General features: G+C 48.6%; 19 protein-coding genes. 16 read left to right on the top strand and 3 right to left on the bottom strand.

Annotated elements, in window-relative coordinates:
- Window positions 1-219 precede the first annotated feature (219 nt).
- Window positions 220-1,575, top strand: coding sequence for a sodium-dependent transporter (locus tag NKT06_RS30545; protein ID WP_253441944.1), 1,356 nt, complete (start codon window positions 220-222; stop codon window positions 1,573-1,575).
- 179 nt (window positions 1,576-1,754) lie between these two features.
- Window positions 1,755-2,849, top strand: coding sequence for a dual-specificity RNA methyltransferase RlmN (rlmN, locus tag NKT06_RS30540; RefSeq protein WP_253441943.1), 1,095 nt, complete (start codon window positions 1,755-1,757; stop codon window positions 2,847-2,849).
- Window positions 2,850-3,013: 164 nt separating this feature from the next.
- On the opposite strand, the gene NKT06_RS30535 is transcribed toward rlmN, so the two are convergent.
- A complete protein-coding gene (locus NKT06_RS30535; protein WP_253441941.1) occupies window positions 3,014-3,454 on the bottom strand; it encodes a GNAT family N-acetyltransferase in 441 nt (146 codons plus the stop codon).
- 224 nt (window positions 3,455-3,678) lie between these two features.
- Between NKT06_RS30535 and NKT06_RS30530 the strand changes: the two genes are divergently transcribed.
- The 5 genes from NKT06_RS30530 (at window position 3,679) to NKT06_RS30510 (ending at window position 8,646) form a co-directional block, all read left to right on the top strand.
- Window positions 3,679-4,119 (top strand): MarR family winged helix-turn-helix transcriptional regulator, encoded by a 441-nt coding sequence (locus tag NKT06_RS30530; protein ID WP_253442931.1) that lies wholly within the window; start codon window positions 3,679-3,681, stop codon window positions 4,117-4,119.
- 77 nt (window positions 4,120-4,196) lie between these two features.
- Window positions 4,197-5,309 carry a glycosyl hydrolase family 8 gene (locus tag NKT06_RS30525; protein WP_253441939.1) on the top strand — a complete coding sequence of 371 codons (1,113 nt, stop codon included), beginning with the start codon at window positions 4,197-4,199 and terminating at the stop codon, window positions 5,307-5,309.
- Between the two features lie 128 nt (window positions 5,310-5,437).
- Complete coding sequence (locus NKT06_RS30520; RefSeq protein ID WP_253441937.1) at window positions 5,438-6,313, top strand: diguanylate cyclase domain-containing protein; 876 nt, start codon at window positions 5,438-5,440, stop codon at window positions 6,311-6,313.
- Between the two features lie 155 nt (window positions 6,314-6,468).
- Entirely contained in the window at window positions 6,469-7,764 is a 1,296-nt protein-coding gene (locus NKT06_RS30515; RefSeq protein ID WP_253441930.1) for a glycosyltransferase family 2 protein, read from the top strand.
- Window positions 7,765-7,917: 153 nt separating this feature from the next.
- Entirely contained in the window at window positions 7,918-8,646 is a 729-nt protein-coding gene (locus tag NKT06_RS30510; RefSeq protein WP_253441928.1) for a class I SAM-dependent DNA methyltransferase, read from the top strand.
- A gap of 199 nt (window positions 8,647-8,845) precedes the next feature.
- Here NKT06_RS30510 and NKT06_RS30505 read toward each other — a convergent pair whose 3' ends face one another.
- Both NKT06_RS30505 and NKT06_RS30500 read right to left on the bottom strand, forming a co-directional pair.
- Window positions 8,846-9,628, bottom strand: a complete 783-nt coding sequence (locus NKT06_RS30505) for an ABC transporter ATP-binding protein (protein WP_253441926.1) — start codon at window positions 9,626-9,628, stop codon at window positions 8,846-8,848.
- A 75-nt stretch (window positions 9,629-9,703) separates the two neighbouring features.
- Window positions 9,704-10,930 (bottom strand): MFS transporter, encoded by a 1,227-nt coding sequence (locus NKT06_RS30500; protein ID WP_253441925.1) that lies wholly within the window; start codon window positions 10,928-10,930, stop codon window positions 9,704-9,706.
- 117 nt (window positions 10,931-11,047) lie between these two features.
- On the opposite strand from NKT06_RS30500, the gene NKT06_RS30495 reads away from it, so the two are divergent.
- The 9 genes from NKT06_RS30495 (at window position 11,048) to NKT06_RS30455 (ending at window position 22,994) form a co-directional block, all read left to right on the top strand.
- A complete protein-coding gene (locus tag NKT06_RS30495) occupies window positions 11,048-11,851 on the top strand; it encodes a helix-turn-helix domain-containing protein (protein ID WP_253441923.1) in 804 nt (267 codons plus the stop codon).
- A gap of 352 nt (window positions 11,852-12,203) precedes the next feature.
- On the top strand, window positions 12,204-13,121 hold the full coding sequence (locus tag NKT06_RS30490) for an ABC transporter permease (protein WP_036612224.1): 918 nt from the start codon (window positions 12,204-12,206) through the stop codon (window positions 13,119-13,121).
- 29 nt (window positions 13,122-13,150) lie between these two features.
- Window positions 13,151-14,032 carry a carbohydrate ABC transporter permease gene (locus NKT06_RS30485; protein WP_253441921.1) on the top strand — a complete coding sequence of 294 codons (882 nt, stop codon included), beginning with the start codon at window positions 13,151-13,153 and terminating at the stop codon, window positions 14,030-14,032.
- A 69-nt stretch (window positions 14,033-14,101) separates the two neighbouring features.
- On the top strand, window positions 14,102-15,697 hold the full coding sequence (locus tag NKT06_RS30480) for an extracellular solute-binding protein (RefSeq protein ID WP_253441919.1): 1,596 nt from the start codon (window positions 14,102-14,104) through the stop codon (window positions 15,695-15,697).
- Window positions 15,698-15,735: 38 nt separating this feature from the next.
- Window positions 15,736-16,704 (top strand): LacI family DNA-binding transcriptional regulator, encoded by a 969-nt coding sequence (locus tag NKT06_RS30475; RefSeq protein WP_253441917.1) that lies wholly within the window; start codon window positions 15,736-15,738, stop codon window positions 16,702-16,704.
- A 72-nt stretch (window positions 16,705-16,776) separates the two neighbouring features.
- Window positions 16,777-17,889, top strand: coding sequence for a glycoside hydrolase family 88/105 protein (locus NKT06_RS30470; protein ID WP_253441915.1), 1,113 nt, complete (start codon window positions 16,777-16,779; stop codon window positions 17,887-17,889).
- Window positions 17,886-18,947 carry a pectinesterase family protein gene (locus tag NKT06_RS30465; RefSeq protein WP_253441913.1) on the top strand — a complete coding sequence of 354 codons (1,062 nt, stop codon included), beginning with the start codon at window positions 17,886-17,888 and terminating at the stop codon, window positions 18,945-18,947. Before NKT06_RS30470 ends, NKT06_RS30465 begins: the two co-directional genes overlap by 4 nt.
- 375 nt (window positions 18,948-19,322) lie before the next feature.
- Complete coding sequence (locus tag NKT06_RS30460; protein WP_253441911.1) at window positions 19,323-20,894, top strand: chitinase; 1,572 nt, start codon at window positions 19,323-19,325, stop codon at window positions 20,892-20,894.
- On the top strand, window positions 20,895-22,994 hold the full coding sequence (locus NKT06_RS30455) for a glycosyl hydrolase family 18 protein (protein ID WP_253441909.1): 2,100 nt from the start codon (window positions 20,895-20,897) through the stop codon (window positions 22,992-22,994).
- The last annotated feature ends 62 nt before the right edge of the window (window positions 22,995-23,056 follow it).

The following is a 23,056-nucleotide window of genomic DNA, read 5'->3' as shown; positions in this document are numbered from 1 at the left end:
TGCTTTGATAGGTTGGAGATATGGCTGTTGTTGAAACTCCATACGGTTGGTCTAACGGAATTTATCACATACTGTGTTTAGGGAACTTAGGAGATGAAGATTTCCGAGTGTTTTTATATGTAAAAAAATAACATTTCGACAAATTTCGAATTTCGAATGACCTGACAAGGCGAGTAGTATATAATTACGGGAAAACTTTAAAGTGATGGAGTAGATACGATGAATTTTAGTAAGCCTAATCTAAATCAAGACAACGCTGGCAAAGGAGAACGCTTCTCCCAAGCTGGATTTATCCTTGCAGCCATTGGTAGTTCGGTTGGTCTGGGCAACATGTGGAAATTCCCGTACATTACGGGTGAGAACGGAGGAGCAGCGTTTTTCCTGCTCTTCATCGTCTGTTTGTTACTCATCGGTCTTCCAGTGCTCCTGGCTGAACTTGCGATTGGTCGCAGCGGCAGAGGTAGTGCAGCTACTGCTTTTATCAAAGCAGGTGGGCATAAGGGTTGGCTCGCAGCCGGATTGCTGCAAGTATTAACGCCATTTATCATCCTGTCTTTTTATGTCATTATCGCGGGCTGGACATTGCAATATGCAATTACGTCTTTCAGCGGTACGTTGTTTGACAATCCGGATTATGCTGGACAATTCGGCTCCTTTGTAGGCGGGTATTTGCCAATCGTGTGGCAACTGGTTTCGGTGCTGATTACAGGCTGGATTGTTGCCAAAGGGGTATCGAACGGAATCGAGAAGTTCAACAAGGTACTGATTCCGGCAATGTTGGTTTTGCTTATTATCCTGATGATTCGTGCTGTTACGTTGCCGGGTGCAGGAGCTGGGGTTTCCTTCTTCCTGAATCCGGATTTCTCGCAACTGACAACTGAATCTGCACTGGTGGCGCTTGGACATGCCTTCTTCTCCCTGTCACTCGGGATGGGTATACTGGTGACTTACGGTTCGTATGTGGATAAAAATCAATCTCTCGGTGCGGCGACCGTCGCTGTTGGCGCGGGTGACCTGATCTATGCATTCATTGCTGGTCTGATCATCTTCCCGACGACATTCTCATTCGGTATTGCACCGGACCAAGGCCCGTCACTGATCTTTGTGGCTCTTCCGGCAGCCTTCTCAGCTATGCCGCTTGGATTCCTGTTTGGCGGATTGTTCTTCATCCTGCTCGCTATTGCGGCTTTGACGTCAGCCGTGTCCTTGCTGGAAGTCCCGGTGAAATACTTCATGGAACGTCTGTCATGGAGCCGGAGTCGTGCGGTATGGGTTATCTCGCTAGCGGTCTTTATCGTGGGGCTTCCTTCGGTATTATCGCTCGGCTTGCTGCCTGAATGGACGATTGGATCGAAGAGTGTGTTCGACTGGATGGACTTTGTAGCATCCAACATCCTGCTGCCTGTAGGTGGACTGCTTGTGACGATTTTTGCGGGATACTTCTGGAAAACGGCTGCTGAAGCTTCCGGTCTGCGTTCCGGATGGTTCCGTGTGTGGCTGTTCATGCTGCGTTACGTGGCTCCGATCCTGGTTCTGCTGGTTCTACTGCACACATCTGGTATCATTCACTTCTAAATGTGAAGGCCCGATAGGGTTAAAGTTGGTCTGTTGTGCAGATTTACCATGGATAAAACCTCTTGGAAGAAATGCAAAAGCCCTTGTTTTCCCTCGTCAATTTTGGGACAATACGGAGTAGAGGTTTTTTGGGTAGGACCGATAAGCCATATGCTTTTTTGCGAAAAGAGGATTATACAATGAACAAATCATCCATATATGGATTAACATTAGAGCAATTACGTTCCTGGCTGCCGGAGCATGGGCAGAAAAAATCCCGTGCATCCCGGATCTGGGAATGGTTATATCAGGAGCGTGTACACGATTTTCCGGCAATGACCGATGTCCGTCAAGAATGTCTGGATGTACTTTCCGAGCATTTCACCATGAACTCGCTGAGCGAACATGTGAAGCAGGAATCGGCAGATGGTACCGTGAAATTTCTGCTTCGGATGCAGGACGGCAACCTGATTGAGACGGTATTGATGCGGCAAAAATACGGACTGACTGTCTGTGTGACCACACAAGTCGGCTGTAATATTGGCTGTAGCTTCTGTGCGAGCGGTCTGATCAAGAAGAGCCGTGACTTGACGGCTGGAGAGATTGTGGAACAGATTATGCATGTGCAGCGACATCTGGATGCAGCGGGACAAGACGAGCGGGTAACCAACGTGGTGGTAATGGGCATTGGCGAGCCATTCGACAACTTCCAGCACATGAGTAATTTCATCGAAGTCATCAAGGATCGCAAGGGACTGGCACTTGCCGCCAAACGGATAACGGTGTCCACGAGTGGTCTTCCGGACAAAATTAAGGAATTTGCAGACAGCAGTCTCCAGGTCAATCTGGCGATCTCACTGCATGCGCCTAATAATGAACTGCGTACACACATCATGAAGATCAACCGGGCCTTCCCGATTGAGCAATTGATGGATGCAGTCGATTATTATCTGGCTACGACGAACAAACGTATCATGTTCGAGTATATCCTCCTGCGTGATGTTAACGATCAACGTGAGCATGCCGCGGAGCTTGCTGAACTGTTGTCCAGTCGCAGAAGTATGGTCAGTGTGAATCTGATTCCATACAACCCGGTGGATGAGCACAGTCAGTATCAGCGGAGTACAGAAGAATCGATTCTGGGCTTCTATGATACACTCAAAAAGAACAACATCAACTCTACTGTACGTATGGAACATGGTACCGATATCGATGCTGCTTGCGGACAGTTGCGCAGTAAACAAATGAAGAACAACACTGCCGAATCCCAACCAGATCGTCTGGCACTGGGATAACAAACCATGCGGAGTTGGCAATTAAGTTAGGATACCTGGTTGTTATAATCAGAGTCTGCACTTACCATATATCGTTGTCGGGTCACGAATGAATGTGTCGCCTGAATACAAAACGCCTCTGTACATCACTGAGAAGTGATAACGGAGGCGTTTTTGGGATGTTATTATTTCAGTTTTTTGGTCATCAGCAGATGGGGAATGCCGTCTTCCATAAATACGTCCGACGCGGGTGCATATCCGAGACGTTCGTAGAACCCGGAAGCTTGTACCTGCGCGTGCAGTTTGGCTTTCTCCAGTCCTTCGGCAATAGCCATCTGCTCCAGCTTGTCGATCAGCACACGGCCCAGACCGTGTTTACGGTAATCGAGCATGACACAGATCCGTTCCAATTTGGCGACCTGTTCCACAATGCGCAGTCTGGAAGAAGCGGCAGGAACACCGTCTACGTAGAGCAGAATGTGGCGCGCCTCCGCGTCTAATGTATCATAAGCGTCGAATTCATCCGTTGCGGGTACGCCTTGTTCTTCGACGAAAATAGCGGTGCGGATGGCGAAGCAGGCATCAAGCAATTCCTGATTATTAACTTCAACAATCGTTGTATTCATGAATGTTTCTCCTTTGGGTGATCGTAATGTAATCCTGACGTGATAAACTGGTACATAACAGGAAGTTGGAACGATTTTCGTTCCATGTATACCGTTTGAGCTATATGTTTAAAATTGAAACCAATTCAACTGTAGTTATACCATCAATTATGTTGCGAATGCAACAATTTTATAGGGGCGTGAATGTGTTGACCGAAAAAAAAGAAGTGCTGCGCGAAATTGGCATGATTGCTCGTTGTCTGGATTCCATCAGTAATGTCGAGTTTCAGCATCTGAACCTGTCCCGTGGACAATATCTCTATCTGTATCGAATCTGTGAGAATCCAGGTATTATTCCGAATCAGCTTGCTGAACTAATCAAAGTGGATCGCACGACGGCGGCCAGAGCCATTAGCAAACTTGAATCGGATGGATTCATTATTAAACAGCCAGCATTGGGTAATAAGAAGAATAAGGTATTATATCCCACCGAAGCTGGGCTTGAAGCATGGGAATTCATTCGTAAAGAGGGCGTGCATTCGGATCAGGTGACTCTGGATGGTCTGACCGAGGAAGAGATCGAGACAGCCATTCATCTTCTCAGACGGATGCGTCATAACATTGAAGTGGACTGGAAATTTGTCAAAAAGGGTGGACGACGGCCTTATATGGATAACCTTGAATAATGCGAACTCTCGATGTGCCTCAGTCACTGACCAGGAAATTTAGGAGTTCACAGTCTTATATATTCGGGAGGAATGGCGTGAAGATCATATTTCGAAAAAAACGAACGTGGCTGATTCTACTGCTGATCAGTATTACAGCGGCCAGCGTGTTGTTGATAAAGGAGCGGTTCCTGATGGACGAAGAATCTCCAACAGTATCTTTTATCGAGATTAATATGACCAACCCGAACGGAACGCTGGCCACCTATTTACAGGATTCAGCTTCGGAGGAAGCAGATATTGTTGCGGGTAGAGAGGCGCTGTCGGAGTCGCTCGGTCTGTGGATGCAGTATGCCATAGCGAGTGATAATCAGGCTTTGTTTGAGCAGAGCTACGAGCAATTGACGACCTATTTTCTAACGCCGCCAGACCCTTATATAGCCTGGAAGCTGGATGCCAAGGGTGAATCCCATGTAACGACCAATGCACTTGGCGACGATCTTCGTATCATAGGTGCCTTATTGCAGGCAGCAGATCAGTGGGAGCAAGGGAGAGAGGCGAAGCTTACGACCGCAGCAGCTATTTCCCGTGCCTTAACACAGTCAACTCGGCAGAAAGGATATCTGGTAGATTTTCACGATTTTGCGGGTGGACATTCAACGAATACATTAAGTCTGGTCTATGTAGATCTTCCGTCTCTTCAAGCGATGGAAAAACATCAAATGGTGGAACCCGGAACCTACGCGAAATACGAAGCTTTGCTGAAGAAGATGCCTGACGATGGAGTATTTTACCCAAAGACCTTCGATGCGGTTCGTAAAGAATATACGTATGATGATACGGTAAATCTGATCGACCAGTTGATCGTAGCGAATCATCTAACGGTGACCGACCGCAAACCGGACAAGCTCATTTCTTTTTTGAAAAAGGAGTTCAACACCCGGCATCAGCTGCCCGGACAGTATAAGCGTAAATCACGCACACCTGCCGTCTCTTATGAATCTTCATCGGTGTATGGCCTCGCCATTTTATTAGCTGTACGTTCAGGTGATCCAAAATGGGCCAAACAGCTGTATAACCATATGATTACGTTGCGTGGTCAGGACTCTCGTTATCCAGGTGGATATGTATTTGACGGTAACACACATCTGTTTGATAATCTTTTTCCTTTGTTGGGAGAAATTAATTTACAGAAAAATATTAAAAAGTAATGATTTTGTCATTTAATGAATTCTTCAATGTGTTAGCATAGCTTTGTCTAATGATGTCATAAATTGTTGCAATATAAAAGAAGTGAGGTTGTACAAGAGTCCTAAAAATTCAACGGAAAGAAGGAACTATGAAGAATAAAGCACCTACCCGCCGTATTGCATGGGGATATGCCCTTTTAATTGGACTCGCTCTCATGCAGCAACTGTTTATTTATCTTAAAGTGTACATGGATCAGAGTTACACTACAGGGGATATGATTTTTAGTATCGTGTCACTGGGTGCATTGGTTTTTGGTCTTTTGCTGCCTGTTGGCGTATCCGTCGTAACGGGATTTGTATATCTAGTCTCTTATTTTGTGTGGCTTGTTACTTACGCTGATGCGAATGTGCTTGTATTCTCCTGGTGGTTGCTCATCCCGGCCAACGTTGCTGTGGCTGCGTTCATCAAGGCAAGCCTGCTACGTAGTGCACGTGTAGTGGAACGCCTTCAGGATATGCAGGATCGTAACCCGGAAATCGATCTGGATACCTCGCTTGGGAATAAAGGAGCTCTGGCAGATACGTTAATCAAACATAGTAACCTTGCGCGTCGGTACTCCGAAAAATATGGATTCAGTATAGCCATGTTCAAGATTGAATTCTTGCCACTCGTGATGGAATCTCTTGGTTCTACCCGGTATGCACAGTTCCTGCTTGAAATCTCAGGTACGATCCAGAAGCAGATTCGGTATGAGGATTATAAATTCTTCGTGGATCGTGGGCGATTTGTCATCTTATGTCCTCTGGTGAATGTGGAATACCTTCCACTTCTGACACAGCGGATCAAAAAAGCCATCACGGATCTTCACGTGATCGATAAAAAGGGAAATGAGTTACAGACGGTGATACGCTCCGGTGCTCTGGTATTTCAGAAGGAGCAATTCAGCAAGTACGAGGACATAGACGCAGTTATTGCAGCCCTTGAACGAAACACAGAGACGGATCTCATCGGAGAATATATATAACGGGAAGGAGAGATGCACAGTGGACTATATGTCCTGGTTCATCCCGATCTGTATCGCCGTCAGTTGTATATTTGCGGTATTTACGATTTGGTTAACGATTGCGACCCTTCGCTTTCGATCGAGAGTTATTCGTAAGTATGATCGGAGGAAAGTAAGTGGCTGATTTTATTTTAATATTATCAATATTTAGTATCTGGATTGCGGTATTCGAGTCGATTGTTATTATGGCAGGTGCGATTCGTTTTATTAATAAACAGGACAAAAAAGGGATTCAGATCCCTGAAGATATGGACCATTATCCAACAGTTACTGTCATGGTACCTGCGCACAACGAGGGTAAGGTCATTGTCGCGACGGTAGAGCACATCCTGCGCTTGAATTATCCGGAGGATAAAGTTCAGGTCATCGTGATTGCCGATAACTGTACAGATGATACCGCAGAGAAGCTAAGATCATTCCTCAGTCAGACCAGTTATTTGCATCGCAATGTGACGGTAATGGAGCGAAAAGGAACAGGTGGCAAGTCCGGGGCTTTAAATGACGGATTGGAAATAGCCACGGGCGATTGGATCTGTATCTTCGATGCAGATGCCGCACCTGAACGGAATTCATTAATGTTTTTGGCGCAAAAATCGCTTGAGAACCCTGAACAATATGGCGTGGTTTTTGGCAGAAACAAAGCACGCAATAGAGGACAGAATTTCCTCTCCAAATGCATCAATCTGGAGATTATTACTTCGCAACGTGTGTATCACACGGGTCTGTGGGAACTGTTCCAGCTGGGTTCCATTCCGGGAACGAATTACATTATCAAAACCAAGTTGATCCGGGAAATTGGTGGCTGGGATGTGACAGCCATTACAGAAGATACCGCGTTGTCATTCGAGATTTTGAATCGCGGACAGTTTGTGGCACTGGCGCCGCAAGCGGAAGCCTATCAGCAGGAGCCGGAGCAGCTTAGTGTTTACATGAAGCAGCGCGAGCGCTGGGCCAAGGGGAACTACCAGGTGGTACTGGATAATATCCATAACCTGTTTAACCGCTCCAGTTGGCGTAATAAGTTGCTGGTCATCTATTATGCCGTTAGTTATTTCTGGTTTATGCTTGCGATCATTGTATCGGATATTATATTTCTCGTGAATCTGGTTTATCGGATCATTGCCATATTTAAACCAGAGGTAATGTCACCGTTCCAGTTTGCCGGCGATGCGTATGTCTTCCTTGTCATTGGTTGGGCACTCATGTACTTTATTTACGTGTTACAGATCAATCTGGCACTTGCCGCAGATATTGGACAGAGCAATACTCGTAATTTCATCTATGCCTGCGTGTCCTACTTCACGTATGCACAGCTTTTCATCCTGATCTCGATCAAGGCATTCTACTCCTTGATTATGGACAAGATTCGGAAACGCGAGAGCAAATGGTACAAAACAGAACGTTTTGGCTAAGCGGCGAAAATGGTAGAAGTGTATGGCAGCAAGGCTGTTTGCTGGATAACTCCAGACAACAGCTTTTTTTGTTATAGCCACGCACATCCATATTCTGTATACTCATACAGGCTGTAAAGAGGATCATGCTTATCCGAAATGGAGGGTCACCGAATGAAGGACAGAGGATCAGACTTTTACGATGATGAGGCGAATTTCGAGAAGTATATGGAACGTCGCAAGTGGCAGGAGAACGCCAATGATACACTGGAAAAGCCGGTGATGCTGGAGTTGATCGGAGATGTAACCGGCAAGAATATACTGGACCTCGGTTGCGGGGATGCGAGGTTCGCCGCAGAATTGCTGGGCAGGGGGCGCGAAGGTGCGACGTATACGGGAATTGAGGGTTCGGTGAATATGATTCAGGCAGCCAACAAATCCGTAAAAGGATTGAATGCACAGATTGAACAGGCATTCATGGAAGACTGGGACTACCCGGCCAAAGTATACGATCTGGTGATATCGAGACTGGCTGTCCACTATATTGAGGATGTGGAGAGCCTGTTCCGCAACATATACAATACGTTGAAAGAGAATGGGACATTTGTATTCTCGGTAGAACACCCTGTGATCACGTCCACACTGCAACCCTCCGGGACTCGAACGGATTGGGTGGTTGATCAGTATTTTGTGGAAGGATTCCGTGAGCAGCAGTGGTTGGGTGGTTCTGTGAAAAAGATGCATCGGTCCATTGAATCATACTTTATGGCATTGCAGCGGGCAGGATTCCGTGTAGAACATTTGCGCGAGTCAGCACCACAACGTGCTTATTTTGTAAACGAGGAAACCTATCTGCGCAGGCAGCGTATTCCATTGTTTCTGTTCCTGGCAGCCCGGAAATAGATCGCGGAGAAGAATATAGATAAATAGAAGGACATAACTAAGTTATACTCATAAATTAGAAAGTTCTACACAGAAAACGGTGGATAACACTAGATATAGCATTGAAAAGCCCAAAATCTATCCACATGTGGATAAGATATTGGGCTTTTACTGTTAAGTTTCTGCACCTATGCTGCGTGTGCTGTGTATAACCACGTAATTATGAATCCGCCGCAGCTCTGACATAGACACGTTCCCCGTGCCGATCAACTTCCACAGGTGCCTCGAAGAAGTTGCTCAGCACTTCGGTGTTCATCAGCTCGCTCGTTAGTCCGCTATTCACGATTTCACCCCTACGAAGCAAGAGACTGTGACTAAACACGGGCAATATTTCTTCGGTATGATGGGTGACATAGATGAGTGAAGGGGTATCTGGTCGCTGTGATAATTCACGAATGCTGTCCAGCAATCGCTCTCTTGAGAACAGATCCAGTCCATTGCAAGGCTCGTCCAGAATGAGTACGCGCGGATTGGCCATGAGTGCTCGGGCAATAAGAAGTTTCTGTTTCTCGCCTTGAGAACAGGTACGATATTCGCGATCCCACAGGTGCTGACAGCCCAGTGTTCGCATCAATTCCTGTGCCTGATCCAGATCATCATCCGATAGCTTGTCGTACAAGCCAATGGTGGCATGTTTGCCGCTGATCACGACATACTGTGTGCGATCCGTGCCGTACAATTTCTCTTGCAGAGACGAACTGACCCAGCCGATGGATTTGCGGAGCTGCCTCAGATCCACATCGCCATATTCATGGCCCAGCACGGATATCTTGCCTTCAGTTGGCCAGAGATACCCGGTGATCATGTTCAGGAGTGTTGTTTTGCCGGAGCCATTCAGGCCAAGCAACGCCCAGTGTTCACCGTCATTAACCTGCCAGCTTACATCGTTCAGCAGGGTAAGAGGTCCCCTTTTCCAAGTGACATGCTGTACATCAATAATCATGCGTTATTCCCTCCTTCTGTTATCCTCGATTGTCCTAGGTGTATTGTAGTCACAACATCAGTGAGGTTTCAACGGTTATCCTGTTGTTCTTGGTTGGTCCTTGCGCAGAAATACGGCACACACACCAAGCAGTGGCAAAAACGAACATAACTTGATAACAAATGCAACGCTGGTCACATCAATTAAGGAACCCAGCACAACCGAGCCAAGTCCAGCCATGCCGAACGACAGGCCGAAAAATAACCCGGATACCGTTCCAATATGCCGAGGAAGCAATTCCTGTGCATAGACAATGATGACGCTGAAGCCGGACATCAGGATGAGTCCAATCATTCCGCACAATACCATGGACAAGACGGGGCCTGCATAAGGCAACAACAACGAAAATGGTGCAGTACCTGCAATGGAGAACCAGATCATTGGTTTACGCCCATAGCGATCAGCGAGCGGGCCGCCGAGCAAGGTTCCGACCATGCCTGCAAATTGCAAAATAAACAGACAGATCTGTGCCTGGGAGAGAGGCAAGTCATATGCATCCGCGTAATAGAAGGCGTAATATCCGGTCATGCCAGCAATATATACGAATTTGGAAAACAGCAGCAGGATAAGAATGCCCATTGTAAAAGCGATGAATCCCCTGCTCATAGGTCGAGCTACTGGCTCTGCGCCGCTTGATTTTAGAGGCTGTTGCTGACGAATGCGAGTCTCGGCAAGCTTGTCTCTGTACCAGCGACTGACATAAGACTGAATAAAGATACCGATCAGGGCAAAGCCCATTAGCCACAGAAAACTACGCTGCCCATGTGGCAGCAGGATGAAAGCGACCAGTAATGGAGCAATCGCCTGTCCCGTGTTGCCTCCCACCTGGAAGATCGATTGCGCCATTCCACGTCCACGGCCGGCTGCCATATGAGCCACGCGTGAGGACTCGGGGTGGAGGATGGATGAGCCTATGCCAATCAATGCGGCCGATACAAGCAACATCCATAACTCGGAAGACAAGGCTAAGCCGAGCACACCGATCAGGGAGACTAACATGCCTCCGGGAAGCAGGATCGGCATGGGCTTGCGGTCTGACATATAACCGACCAGTGGCTGAAGGACGGATGCGGTAATATTCAGGGTGAAGGCAATCCAGCCCATCTGAGCGAAACTGAGCTGCATGGTCTGCTGAAACAGCGGAAAAGCAGATGGAACCACGGTCTGCATCGCATCATTCAGCAAATGGGCGAAGCTGACTCCGGCGAGTGCCCAATTGGCGGAAGAGTTGATTTGCATTTTGCTTAAAGTGGCCTGAGCCATGGGAGATCACCTCGAATTATTTTTTTCTATGATAAAAGACACGGTCAGGCATTGTCTTTGTGAAAAGTGCTTGGAAAGTGAGCACGATTTGCTATAATGTCAGCAGGTGAGGAAACGATGGAATTAAACATGACGTTAAATGGGTTGGAATTATGGAAAGCTACCGGAGGGTTCGCGAATGAACCTCATGTGCATGATGACTGGTATCAGCTAACGCTGCCGGTCAGAGGGCAATGTCATCTGGTACAGGAACGGCACGCATACCCTCTGAACGCAGGCAAGGGGATTATTGCTCATCCCCAGACTGAGCATTATTTTGAAATAGGTTCGGATTCGGCAGTCATTGTGATCAAGTTCCGTAAACCGCCATTAGGTAGTTTAGAAGGTGCGGAGTTAAGTGGGGGGCGAGCTGAGTTTCGACCTACCCAGACGTTTGATCCCGCTGAGATCAGCAGTCTGTTCCGAGGCTGGAATTCCATTTTGTTAGATGACATGCCGGATTCGCTCCAAGTACAGGAAACAGAACTGGCGGTCGAGATGTATCTAAGACGCATGTTGATGGGGCAGGAAAATGGAAAAACGATTGTAGATAATCGTACATGTATGGACCCTCATCTTCGCCGGGTGCTGGAGTACATTCACAGTGCCTATACGGATCCAATGGATATTGATTCGATGGCGATGGTCGCGCATCAGAGCCGGTATCATTTCATGCGCTCTTTCAAGACTCTTACGGGAAAGACACCGTATCAATATTTGTTAAATTTGCGTGTAGAAGAAGCGTCCAGAAGGCTTCGCCTTACGACGGATTCGGTAACCACCATCAGTTATGAGCTGGGATTTTCCAGCGTCAGTCAGTTTTACAGAGCGTTTCAGCGAGTATATGTTATGACACCGATGGAGTATCGGAATCAAGTGTAGATTATAAATACAGTCTCGCGTATGCGAGACTGTATTTAGTGCGTTAGACATGCCACTGATTTTTGTTGTTGCCAAACGAAGGAGACTTTGCTAAGATGAGAAAAAGTTTATGTAAGCGTATACATTTAGTTTAAAATTACAACGTTGTAATTACGTTTTTGAAAATTATTGAAAAGACAGAACTACGGTGTAAGGAGGACTTTTCCAAGAAAATATCTCGTTTTACGCAGAATATTATAGGTTGTTACAAAATGTGGATGGAATGAATAACAAATACGTCAGTGAAATGACAGTTCATTTTTATTCAAAAATTCAAACGTTGTAATTATGTGGCGAAGGGGAGTGCTTCACGTTGAAAAAACGCATGTCTACACTGTTCAGCCTGATCAGACGGGATAAGTATTTGCTGTTGATGTTTTCACCTATCTTCCTGTATTACCTCATCTTCATGTACCTTCCGATGCCTGGCGTGCTGTTGGCATTTCGCAATTTCCTGCCGGGTCAGGGCATGCTCAGCGGGGAATGGGTGGGACTGCGCTGGTTCGAACAGTTCGTGAACTCCATTTATTTCTGGCGACTGCTACGTAACACATTTCTGCTCGCTTTCCTGCCACTCCTGTTCGGCTTCTCCATTCCGATTTTGTTCGCTGTCTGCATCGTGGAGATCAAGAACCGAACATTCAAGCGATTCGCCCAGACGGTGACCTACCTTCCTCACTTCATCTCCACTGTCGTTGTAGCCGGCATGATCATTAACTTCCTGTCACCAACAGACGGTATTGTGAATACCCTCATCGCGAGTCTGGGCATGGAAAAAGTGAATTTCATGATGGATGCCAGCTGGTTCCGTACCATCTTCACAAGCTCCGATATCTGGCAGAGCTTTGGCTTCAGCTCCATCATCTACATTGCAGCCATTATGGGGATCGACCCCGAGATGTATGATTCCGGCAAAATTGACGGCGTCAACAAATTTCAGGAGCTATGGCACCTGACCCTTCCCAGTATCAAACCAACCATTGTCATTCTTCTGCTTCTGTCGCTTGGCGGCATTATGAGCGTAGGTTTCGAGAAGGTATATCTGCTCTACAACGGAGCCACCTACGAAACGGCGGATGTCCTGTCCACCTATGTATATCGGATGGGGATTGAAGGCCAGAATTACGGCTTCGCCACAGCGGTCGGCCTGTTTAACTCCATAATCACTTTTGTGCTTGTGTTTGCTGCCAATTCCATGACCCGCCGCCTGACCAAGATGTCACTCTGGTAAGACTATAACCCGGACCAAAGGAGACCTGTATGCAAAAATCGAGAAGTGACCGTTTGTTCTACGGAAGTGTCTACCTGCTGACCATACTGGCGGTTGTTGTCACGTTGTATCCCTTTCTGTACGTCATTAGCATTTCATTCAGCTCGGTGGATGCCATCGACAAACAAAAAGTCGTATTGTGGCCCGTTGGCTTTACCCTGTCAGGTTACCAAATGGTACTGCAATACAAGGAGTTATGGGTATCGTTCTACAACACCCTTTGGTACACCGTGGTAGGTACACTGTTGAATATTGTGGCAACATGTCTTGCCGCGTTTCCATTATCCAGACAGCAATTTTTCTTGCGTCGCAAGCTGAATTTTTTCATCGCTTTTACCATGTATTTCTCGGGTGGGCTTATTCCGGTTTACATGCTGATTACCTCGCTTGGGCTGTACAATACCCGCTGGGTCATGGTGCTGCCTGTGCTGGTGATTACGTTTAACGTCATGATCTGCCGCTCGGCCTTTGAAGGCATTCCGAATGAGATTTTCGAAAGTGCCAGTATAGACGGGGCCAACGAGATGACAATGCTGTACCGTCTGGCGGTTCCCATCATCAAGCCGACACTGGCTGTGCTCACGCTGTACTATGCGGTATTCCACTGGAACAACTTTTTCTCGGCCCTATTATATCTGGGCAAACAGGATATGCAGCCCTTACAGATGTTCCTGCGAAGGGTGCTGATCATGGCATCTCCGGAAGTGATGCAGAAGATGGGCGGCACGATGACATCCGGGGCGCTGGCGGTATCGACCCTGCAAGTACGTTATGTATCCATTGTGGTCAGCATTCTGCCTATTGTTACGATCTACCCGTTTATCCAACGGTACTTCGTTAAGGGGATTACCCTCGGAGCCGTGAAAGGATAGCTTTAATTACTTAAGTGTCATGTCATTCAAGGGAGTTCAAAATGGTTCATACCTAAGGAGGAATGATGGATGAGATTTAAAGGGGCAGGAAGAAAAAGTGTAATGGCAGCGATACTGGCAATCAGCCTGGCGGGATGTAGTGGTGGAACAGGGGCAGGAACCGATGAGGGGAGCACTCCGTCCAGTTCGGAGCCGGCCTTCAATTATACCGGGGCAGGGCCAGTGACGGATCAGCCGGATGCCAAGCTGTCTATTCTCGGTACTAACGCCTGGACGACCAACGTGGATCTCTCCACCGCAGCTATCGTTAAGAAAATTGAGAGCAACGCCGGTGTTACGGTGGATTGGGATCTCATTCCTCCACAGAACTATGCGGATGCCGTCAATCCGAGGCTGGCTGCCGGTACCGGCTTGCCCGATATCGTGTACCTGCCAGATCAGGATCAACTGATGAAGTACATCAATAGTGGCCTGTTTATCCCGATCAACGAGCTTGTAGAGAAGTACGGCGTGAATCTCAAAAAAATATATGAAAAGTCCCCTTCGGTTAAAGCCAGTTTAACGACGCCAGATGGTAAAATGTATTATGTCCCGCAGCAGACGCTAACCCGCAACTACATGCCGGTATTTATGGTTAATGTGCGCTGGCTTGATAAGCTTGGATTAAGCGAGCCGACCACGTTGGATGAGTTTACGGCGATGCTGCGCAAGTTTAAGACAGACGACCCGAACGGTAACGGAAAAGCCGATGAGATTCCGCTGTCCATGGAAGCGAAATTTGTGTCCATGGCCTTTGGCCCGGCATTTGGACTTGATCTGTCCAATCAGTTCTATGCAGACGATCAGGGCAAGGTGCATTTCAGCTATTATGAGCCAGCGTACAAGGAGTACCTGACCTATCTGAATGGACTGTACAAAGAAGGTCTGCTTGGGGTGGATTATGCGAGTACCACGAGTGATCAGGTCACATCACGCATCTCTCAGGATGTGACAGGAGCCACATTTAATTTTAGCTGGTACATGTCGATGGTCTACAGCCCGCTGTTCAAGGATTACAATCCGGAAGAGCCGATTATCAAAGGCATATTACCACTGAAAGGACCGCATGGGGATCAGTTCTATATCGGTCGTACCCCGGTTAGCGGCATCTTCGGCATCACGCGGGACAGCAAAAATCCGGAGCTGGCTTTCCGCTTCCTGGATTATGCGGTAAGTGAAGAGGCACAGACGTATTATACGTGGGGCATCAAGGATGACACGTATACGGAAGAGAATGGCGTGAAGACATTTACGGACAAAGGCAAGGACAATGAATACATTCAGAAGCTCGGCATCGGTCCGGTGAATCTACCGAACATCCAATCCACCGATTCTGCCGATTCCGTCGTGGCCCCTTGGCATGCGAAGATGGATAAGGAACTGGAGCCGTATGTCCGCGAACCGTTCCCGTTCGTCTATGCCCTGCCGGATGAAGCGAGCGTGGAGAGCATGGCAATGCCTGACATCACCACATATGTGGAAGAGATGAATTTCAAGTTTATTAGCGGTGATGCCAGTCTGGACCAGTTTGACAGTTATATTGAGACGTTGAAGAAGATGAATATAGAGCAGGTTATTGCGGGCAGACAGGCACAATATGATCGTTATAAGGCTGCACAGAAATAGGAAATAGGTTTCAGGCGTATGAGAGGTGTTGATTGATTTTGATAACCATTAAAGACATTGCCAAACTGGCGGGGGTGAGCTATAGCACGGTATCGAAGGCGCTGAATGATGATCCCCGAATCAAACCGGCAACAAAGCAGAAGGTGCTTGCGGTCGCGGAGAAACACCAGTATCGGAAAAACATGCTGGCTCGGCAGCTCTCCACCGGGAGGAGCAACATCATCGGTTTTGTGCTGGATGAACTGAGCAATCCGTTATTCTCGAACATCTCCGGCCGTCTGCACACCGAGCTGAAGAAGCGGGGATATCAGATGATCCTGGTTGTGGCGGATGATGGTGTGGATGTCTTCAGCCAGCTGCGCGTGGACGGATGTATTCTGTGGGACTATGCACTGGACAATCGGGAGATGTTCTGGAAAAAGTTCTCGACACTCAACATGCCATGTTTTGTGCTGGGTACAGATGAAGCGCCGAACTCTCCTTACATCAAGATTGATCGCAAAGAAGGGCTGTTCAAAGCGGTGGAGCATCTGAAATCGCTGGGGCACAGCCGAATCGGTTTTATCGGCAACTCGCAGAATATTAAACTGGAGGGATACCGGGAAGCGTTGCAGCGTACGGGTCTGGCTTTTAATGAAGACCATGTGCTGCCAGCGTATTCCTCCTGGGAAGACGGGTATTTTGCCATACGTAATCATGCGTTTGGGCCGGAGTCGCCAACAGCTTTTATTGGACTGAACAACCTGGTCACCCGAGGTGCGCTCCGGGCTTTGCTTGAGGCTGGGTACAGCGTTCCACGCGATATCTCGTTAATCGGGTATGATGATCTGCCGGATATGCAGTATGCCGAAGTGGCCTTGACGACGATTGGCCCGTCTCTGGATGAACTGGCCGTGCAGGCAGCAGAGCTCATTGTATCGTTGATTCGTGATGAACAGGTCGACGTTCCTGTAGTCATCCAGCCCAAATTGAACCTTCGCAATTCAACGGCAATGTGCCGGTCATGATTGAAGAGTGAAGCGGTTATCCGTTAGTCATACATGTATTAGGTGGATACAACATTCAAGGAGGAATTGCTTATGCAGGTACAGACGCAGTTATCCTGGTCTGAGCGAATTGCAGCAACGATCATCCAGCAATGTGACGGGGACGGTTATCATGCGTTCCCTTCGGGACGATGGGCATACGTGGAAGGCATGACCTTGATGGCGATGGCACGAACCGGGCAGTATTATGGCAGGCAAGAGTATGTTGATTTTATGAAAAAACATATGGACCTGTATATCCAGCCGGACGGCTCTATTGGCACCTATACTTTGGAAGAATATAATCTGGATCAGATTAATCAGGGGAAAAACCTGTTTACATTACTGGATGGTGCTGAAGATCAGCGTTTCGCAGAAGCGGCGCATCTCTTGGCCGCACAGCTTGCAGGGCAACCTCGAACGTCGGAGGGTGGCTTCTGGCACAAAAAAATCTATCCTTTCCAGATGTGGCTGGACGGCCTGTATATGTCATCTCCCTTTCTATCCGAATATGCGAAGACATTTCATCACCCCGAGTTATGGGATGAAGTGGCACACCAGATTCTGCTGATCGAACGCCAGACCCGTGATCCCCGGACCGGACTGCTCTATCATGGTTGGGATGAATCGAAGGAGCAGGTCTGGGCCGATTCATCGACAGGGTGCTCGCCACACTTCTGGAGCCGGGCGATGGGCTGGTATGCCATGGCGATTGTGGACAGCGTGGAACATTTTCCCGTAAATCATGCAAAGCGCGGAACCATCATTGGTATCTTTGAACGGATGTGCCACGCTTTGGTACGCGTGCAGGAGCAGGAGAGCGGGTTATGGTTCCAGGTGCTGGATCAGGGGTTCCGCAAAGGCAACTATCTAGAAGCATCCGGGTCAAGCATGTTTGTATATGCACTTGCGAAGGGGGTACGGCTAAAGTATCTGGAGCCGCATTTCAGAGCAGCGGCGGAGAAAGGATGGCAGGGGCTTTCCTCCAGATTGGTGGAGGAAACGGCTGACGGCGTTCGGTTAAACGGGATCTGTCATGGCGCAGGACTAAGTCTGGACCGGGATGGCTCGTACAGCTACTATGTAAGCGAAGCAGTTGTAAGCGATTCCTTTATGGGGGTGGCTCCGCTCCTGCTGGCAGCGCTGGAAATGGAGCGATTGCCATGACACAGCAGAGGTTGCCGAATACAGCATTGGAATCATCGACTCCCTGTCTGACGGTTGCTTCAGACGGGACGGGGGATTATGTGACGATTCAGGCTGCAGTCGATGCGCTGCCGGAGAATGGCATCGGAAACGTCCCGATTCGAGTGAAAGCTGGTGTTTATTATGAGAAGCTGCATATGGAGAAGCCGGGCATCCATCTGATTGGTGACGGGGCGGAGCAGACAATCATTACGTATGATGATTATGCACTCAAGAAGTTCCCGGACGGGTCGCCATATCATACGTTTCATTCCTATACCGCTTTCATCGGTGCCGATGATTTCACGGCAGAGGGGATTTCCTTCGTAAATGCTGCCGGACCGGGCAAGGAGGTTGGTCAGGCGCTAGCCGTTTATGTGGATGGAGACCGGGCGGCCTTTCGCCACTGTCGTTTGATCGGTCACCAGGACACAATCTTCACCGGCCCGTTGCCGGAGCAGCCCATGGACCGCAGTTACTTTGGCGGGCCACGCGATGGTGCCGAGCGGCGCAAACTGCGGCAGTATTTCGAAGACTGTTACATCGAAGGCGATATCGATTTTATTTTTGGCTCGGCTACGGTGGTATTTAAGGGGTGCGAGATTTTTACGAAGAATCGCCTGACTGAAGCGGAGGCTGCGGATGGGCAAGTGAACGGCTGGATTACCGCAGCATCTACGCCGGAGGATGTACGATACGGCTATGTGTTTCTGGACTGTGATCTGACGAGCAATGCTCCGCCGCAGTCGGTGTATCTGGGCAGACCGTGGCGTCATCATGCCAAAGTCTGTTTTCTGAACTGCTGGATCGGCGCTCATGTGAAGCGAGAGGGATGGCATAACTGGAACAAGACAGATGCAGAGCAAACCGTTCAGTATGCGGAATATAACAGTGCCGGTCCTGGTGCCGGATGTGCTGCTGATCGTGTTCCTTGGGCCAAAATGCTGACCGAACAGGAAGCGGCGGAGTACGCTGTACCTCTGATTCTATCCGGCATGGATGGTTGGCAGCCTTTTGAAGGGAGAGGGGAGCAGCGTTAAGATTCGCCCTATTCTCTACACAATATATAACACAGGCTTTCTTTCAAGTCTCCTGAGGACTTGGCGGAAAGCCTTTTCTGTGCGCTATATTACATTTTTCGCCCCCAATAGAACTATTTTATCCCTTATCTCCTAGGCATTTTACTGATTAAATACAGGGTGAGGATCTGTAAATTCCCTGTAAAATTTGGTGATGTCTGCTGAAAGAGAAAACGAGAGGGAAGGTCCATTTTGGTAAGGGAAGGGAGTGAAGCGACACGCAACATCAGATGGCTGAATGAGGCTGGCTCTAATCGATCACAGATCAGATGCAGGTGGACGATGGATATCTTTGTTTGCAAGGTGAACGTATCCTTAGTACAGGAGGGATTTTGCTTGAATCAAGCTATTCGATTCCGCCCGGTTATTACATTTGCTTTGGCATTTCTTCTACTTCTTTTGTGGTTTGCACCGAGAGCCGATGCCGCCGCCCAGTGGCAGGCAGGCACCGCATACAAGAAAGGCGACCTCGTCACTTATCAAAATAAAGATTATGAGTGTATTCAGGCCCATACGGCGTTGACCGGATGGGAGCCCTCTGTTGTACCCGCGTTGTGGAAATACGTCGGGGAAGGTTCGGGAGGCGAAACACCAATGCCAGATACGTCACCCCCTTCTGTTCCTGCGGGTCTGACTTCAAACGCCATAACGAACACCTCCGTTAGTCTATCCTGGAATGCATCCACGGATAATGTGGGCGTAGCGGGATATGAGGTGTACCGGAACGGCGTTCTTGTGACAAGTACCTCAACTACAACAGCTGTAGTCACGGGACTGACAGCGAGCACAACCTATGCTTTTACGGTAAAAGCCAAAGATGCCGCAGGCAATATATCCGCTGCGAGCACCTCCCTCAGTGTAACAACTTCCAACGGTTCTTCTAATCCTGGGCCAACCGGCAGCAAATGGCTGATCGGCTACTGGCACAACTTCGATAATGGTTCAACGAATATCAGACTTCGTAACGTATCAACAGCCTATGACGTCATTAATGTCTCCTTTGCCGAACCCATTTCACATGGCAGCGGAACGCTTGCTTTTACTCCATACAATGCGACGGTAACCGAATTCAAATCCGATATTGCCTATCTGCAAAGCCAAGGGAAAAAAGTACTGCTTTCCATGGGGGGAGCCAACGGTACCATTGAGCTCACCGACGCGACCAAGAGACAGCAATTCGAAGATTCGTTAAAATCAATCATTTCCACCTATGGTTTCAATGGTCTCGATATCGATCTGGAAGGAAGCTCCCTGTCTCTAAATGCAGGGGACACCGATTTCCGTAGTCCAACTACACCGAAAATTGTTAATCTCATCCAAGGTGTGAAAGCGGTTAAGTCACACTTCGGAGCCAATTTCATCCTGACGGCTGCCCCGGAGACGGCCTATGTACAGGGGGGATATCTGAGCTACGGCGGCCCTTGGGGAGCATACTTGCCAGTCATCCATGCGTTGCGTAATGACCTGACCCTGCTTCATGTGCAGCACTATAATACGGGCTCCATGGTGGGTCTGGATGGACGTTCTTATGCCCAAGGAACAGCTGATTTCCATGTGGCCATGGCAGAGATGCTGCTTCAAGGCTTTCATGTAGGCGGCAGCACAGGCCCTTTCTTTAGTGCCTTGCGACCGGACCAGATTGCGATCGGCGTACCGGCCTCCCAACAGGCTGCCGGGGGTGGGTATACAACGCCGGCCGATCTGCAGAAGGCGCTTAATTACCTAATCAAAGGTGTGTCATACGGCGGTTCCTATACTTTGCGCCAGCCTGCGGGCTATGCGGGGATAAAAGGGATTATGACCTGGTCAATCAACTGGGACGCATATACGAATAACCAGTTTTCGAGCGCACATCGTCCGTTCCTGAACGGGCTGAGTACGCAAACGACAAAGGAGGTTGTGTATTAGATGATACATTTAAATAAACACACTGCTTTCAAGAAAACCGCAAAGTTTCTCCTGGGTCTATCCCTGCTCTTATCCGTCATTATTCCTTCTTTTGTGCTCCAACCCGCTACGGCGGCAGCAGCGGATTCTTATAAAATTGTTGGTTATTACCCGTCCTGGGCTGCGTACGGGAGAAACTATAATGTAACGGATATCGACCCAACCAAGGTCACACATATCAACTATGCTTTTGCCGATATTTGCTGGAACGGTATTCATGGAAATCCGGACCCTTCGGGGCCAAATCCTGTAACTTGGACTTGTCAGAATGAAAAAAGCCAGACAATTAATGTGCCCAACGGAACAATCGTGCTTGGCGATCCTTGGATCGATACGGGGAAGACATTTGCAGGGGATACGTGGGATCAACCCATTGCAGGCAATATCAATCAGCTGAACAAGCTGAAACAAATCAATCCTAATCTGAAGACGATCATCTCCGTCGGAGGATGGACATGGTCCAACCGCTTCTCTGATGTGGCTGCGACTGCTGCAACGCGGGAGGTTTTTGCAAACTCTGCCGTCGACTTCCTGCGCAAATACAATTTTGACGGGGTAGATCTGGACTGGGAGTATCCGGTATCAGGCGGACTTGATGGTAACAGCAAACGTCCGGAGGATAAGCAAAATTACACGCTGCTTCTGAGCAAAATCCGTGAGAAGCTGGATGCTGCCGGAGCTGCGGACGGTAAGAAGTACCTGCTTACGATTGCAAGCGGTGCATCGACGACCTATGCTGCTAATACAGAGCTTGCCAACATAGCTTCCATCGTCGATTGGATTAACATTATGACATACGATTTTAACGGGGCTTGGCAAAAAGTCAGCGCGCATAACGCGCCGTTGAACTATGACCCTGCGGCTTCGGCTGCCGGGGTGCCGGATGCCAATACATTTAATGTGGCTGCCGGAGCACAAGGGCATCTGAATGCCGGGGTACCAGCCGCCAAACTTGTGCTTGGTGTTCCATTTTATGGCCGCGGCTGGGATGGATGCGCACAGGCGAGCAATGGCCAGTATCAGACCTGCACGGGAGGTTCCTCCGTTGGAACATGGGAAGCAGGCTCCTTTGATTTCTATGATCTGGAGACCAATTACATTAACAAAAACGGGTACACACGTTACTGGAATGATACGGCCAAGGTGCCATATCTCTATAATGCGACCAACAAGCGTTTTATTAGCTATGATGATGCGGAGTCGATTGGATATAAAACCGCTTATATCAAGAGTAAGGGACTCGGCGGTGCGATGTTCTGGGAGCTTAGCGGTGACCGGAACAAAACACTCCAAAATAAACTGAAAGCCGACCTGCCTACCGGAGGTACGGTGCCTCCAGCAGATACGACGGCACCAAGCGTACCGGGAAATGCCCGCTCGACAGGTGTGACGGCTACCTCGGTGACGCTGGCTTGGAATGCTTCAACAGATAATGTGGGTGTTACTGGGTATAACGTCTACAATGGTGCCAATCTTGCTGCCTCCGTCAACGGAACGTCCGCAACAATCAGCGGTCTGTCCGTGGGTACTTCCTATACCTTTACGATCAAAGCAAAAGATGCGGCAGGCAATCTGTCTGCAGCCAGTAATGCTGTAACCGTAAGCACTACGACTCAGCCGGGAGGTGATACGCAAGCGCCAACTGCACCGACGAACCTGGCATCGACAGCGCAAACGGCATCCAGCATAACGCTGAGCTGGGCGGCATCCACGGATAACGTGGGTGTAACGGGTTATGATGTGTACAATGGAACGGCTCTGGCAACATCTGTGACCGGAACGACAGCAACGATCAGTGGGCTCGCTGCGGACACCTCGTATACATTTACGGTGAAAGCAAAGGATGCGGCGGGGAATGGTTCTGCTGCGAGCAATGCGGTGACTGTGAAAACGGCAGCAGGAACGACGAACCCGGGCGTTTCCGCCTGGCAGGCGAATACAGCCTATACTGTAGGACAGTTGGTCACGTATAGTGGCAAGACGTATAAATGTTTGCAGGCCCACACCTCCTTGCCTGGATGGGAACCATCCAATGTCCCTGCATTGTGGCAGGTTCAATAGTTAAAATATGCAATACCTCATTTTGAATTGAAGTGTGCAGTGTTAGCGGGTCTTGGCTACAG

It is taken from the genome of Paenibacillus sp. 1781tsa1, from assembly GCF_024159265.1.
Lineage (GTDB): Bacteria > Bacillota > Bacilli > Paenibacillales > Paenibacillaceae > Paenibacillus.
The sequence above is the reverse complement of the archived record's forward strand: the minus strand, read 5'-3'. Positions and strand labels throughout refer to the sequence as shown.